We start from the raw sequence: 2,441 nt of genomic DNA, 5'->3' as shown, positions 1-2,441 counted from the left end.
CTAAAAGATGACAAGACGATTTCTGATAAGACTAAGATGGTTCTGCAAAAAGCACGTGAACTTGGCCATGAAGTCATGATTTCAACCGGCAGACCATATCGTTCCAGTGAAATATATTATCATGAACTGAACCTTACTACACCAATTGTAAACTTTAATGGCGCATTTGTGCATCATCCCAAAAAATCAGAATGGGGTGCTTTCCACTCTCCTCTTTCTGTAGATGTTGCAAAGGATATTGTTGAAGCTTGCAGCGATTTTACTTTCCATAATATTATTGCAGAAGTAATCGACGAAGTGTATTTCCATTATCATGATGAAAAGCTTATTGAGATCTTTCATATGGGCAATCCGCAAGTAACAACTGGAGATTTGCGTAATTTCTTAAAAGACTCTCCTACAAGTATGCTGATCCACACAGATGAGGAACATGTAGACACGATCCGTCAGCATTTATCCGATGTGCATGCTGAAGTGATTGATCATCGCAGCTGGGCAGCACCGTTTCATGTTATTGAAATCATTAAACATGGTCTCAATAAAGCAGTAGGCCTCAAAAAAGCGGCTGATTATCTGCAGATCCCTCAAGATCGAATCATTGCGTTCGGTGATGAAGACAATGATCTCGAAATGCTCGAATACGCCCGTTATGGAGTAGCAATGGGAAATGGCATTGATCAAGTGAAGACGATTGCCAAGGATATCACTTTATCAAATGAAGAGGACGGCGTTGCTGTCTACTTAAATGACTTGCTGAACTTAAAAGCACTTTAAAAATATGCAGGATAAACAGCCTTCGAACCATTTTGTTCAAGGCTGTTTTTTTACTGTATTCGTTAAAAAAATTGCTTCGTTTCAGCATTGTACAAAATTTCATCTTTGCCCAACATGTACCCTATTGAAAAAAGGAAAAGAGCATATACTATCTTTTGAAGCATGATTTTAGCTTCTAAAATGATTCGGAGGGGATTCTAATGGGCAAACGTAATAAATCAAAACGCTTTGTACAGCAAGGAGTAGATACTGTATCTAAGCATGATGAGCGTATCCCTTATCACATGACATATGCTGAAGCTGAGGCAGAAGCTGAACAAGTTAAAAATGTGAAAGAATCTTCCTACGGAGGAATATAAAAATGGGCAACAGATTATTTCAAGAAGCACAGCGATATGTTGAAATAGCAGAAAATGCGAATTCAGCTGGAAAGCAAGAAGCGATTTCACATGCTAAAAATGCACTTAGCTCCGCTTATGCAAACAGTACTAGAGCAGAGCAGGCACAACTTGCTGAATTGCAGGCAAAGCTAGATCAATACAGTACTGAATAACAGAAGGATCGGGCGAAATACCTTTGCCCGATCCTTTAATCATTTCTATATGTGGTTAATGATTAAACCGTTCCAGCACGATCGGTTGTGTTGAACTGATTTCTTCATCCTCACCTTTTTTATATAAATTTAGCATCAGTGTTGAGTGGTTAGGCAATTTACTTTCGGCAATTTCTATGTTGATTTCAAATTGCTCATCCTTTATGTGCACCTTTTGTTCCTTTTGGTAAACATGATGCCCATCTTCAACCGTATAATATAGGTCCTCTGCCGAAACTTTCACTTCCCCAGTGACCTTATAGATGCCATTTTCTCCTACTGTTTGGACATTGATCGCATTCTTTTCTGCTATAGTAAATTGTGATTGCGCTGTCAGTGGTCCAGCACCCTCTTTAAGCTGTCTTCCTGTAAGTGCTGCCGTAATTTTGTAGGTACCGGGATTCAGTTCTTCCCCCTCTTTTTGAAAGTTCCACTTTTCAGTCCAATGCTTGCTTTCCCCGGGAGTTAAAGCAAGATTCTGAAGAACCTGTAAAAAGGATTTTCCTTTTGAATACGTATAAATTTCATTGCCAGCTTCATCGGAAATTTCAATTTCATATTTCTGTGATGAATGAAAATCGAAATTGACCGTTTCGTCCCCAATATTTTCGAGCTTTAAATCTATAACAACTTCGCCATTATTTATGGAAGGATTTACATCAAACCGTATATCCTCATTAGTTCCTGCATTCAAACTTAACATCATGGCCGCGCCAATCCAGAGATTTAACATCTAAACACTCCTTTAAGTGGTTTAATCTTTACGGAAAAAGCCAAAAATTCCTGCTGTTTGAACAACATTTGTAAATGCATTCGGATCAACTTCTTTAATAATCCGTTCGAGATCAAAAAGCTCGTAACGTGTGATAACAATCATAAGCATTTCTCTTGTTTCGTTTGTAAATGCCCCTTTGGCAGGAATAATGGTAATTCCCCTTACAAGCCGATCATGTATAGCTTTCTTCATTTCATCCTGTTTTTTGGTGATAATCATAGCTGTTAATTTTTCATGTCTAGTGTGGATCGCATCGATCACCCTCGATGAAGCATATAAAGTAACAAATGTGTACAATGC

5 protein-coding genes are annotated in these 2,441 nt (G+C 38.3%); 3 read left to right on the top strand and 2 right to left on the bottom strand.

The genetic code is table 11. The features are described 5' to 3' along the window. From OQ279_RS18335 to OQ279_RS18325, 3 genes are all read left to right on the top strand, one after another. Positions 1-774 (top strand): Cof-type HAD-IIB family hydrolase (locus OQ279_RS18335; protein WP_266071317.1); only part of this gene is annotated, 774 nt, incomplete at its 5' end. Positions 775-974: 200 nt separating this feature from the next. Next, complete coding sequence (locus tag OQ279_RS18330; RefSeq protein WP_180320236.1) at positions 975-1,133, top strand: hypothetical protein; 159 nt, start codon at positions 975-977, stop codon at positions 1,131-1,133. 2 nt (positions 1,134-1,135) lie between these two features. Then, positions 1,136-1,327: a DUF3813 domain-containing protein gene (locus tag OQ279_RS18325; protein ID WP_214478249.1), complete on the top strand. Its 192-nt coding sequence runs from the start codon at positions 1,136-1,138 to the stop codon at positions 1,325-1,327. Between the two features lie 55 nt (positions 1,328-1,382). Here the strand turns inward: OQ279_RS18325 and OQ279_RS18320 are convergent, their stop codons facing one another. Together OQ279_RS18320 and OQ279_RS18315 are read right to left on the bottom strand one after the other, a co-directional pair. After that, a complete protein-coding gene (locus OQ279_RS18320; protein ID WP_266071314.1) occupies positions 1,383-2,099 on the bottom strand; it encodes a BsuPI-related putative proteinase inhibitor in 717 nt (238 codons plus the stop codon). Between the two features lie 21 nt (positions 2,100-2,120). After that, a partial coding sequence (locus tag OQ279_RS18315) for a DUF2179 domain-containing protein (protein WP_266071312.1) occupies positions 2,121-2,441 on the bottom strand: 321 nt, incomplete at its 5' end.

Origin of the sequence: Salinimicrobium profundisediminis, from assembly GCF_026241755.1 — a bacterium.
GTDB classification, from domain to species: domain Bacteria; phylum Bacteroidota; class Bacteroidia; order Flavobacteriales; family Flavobacteriaceae; genus Salinimicrobium; species Salinimicrobium profundisediminis.
Note: the sequence above shows the minus strand (reverse complement) of the source record. Positions and strands in the feature narration are given on the sequence as shown.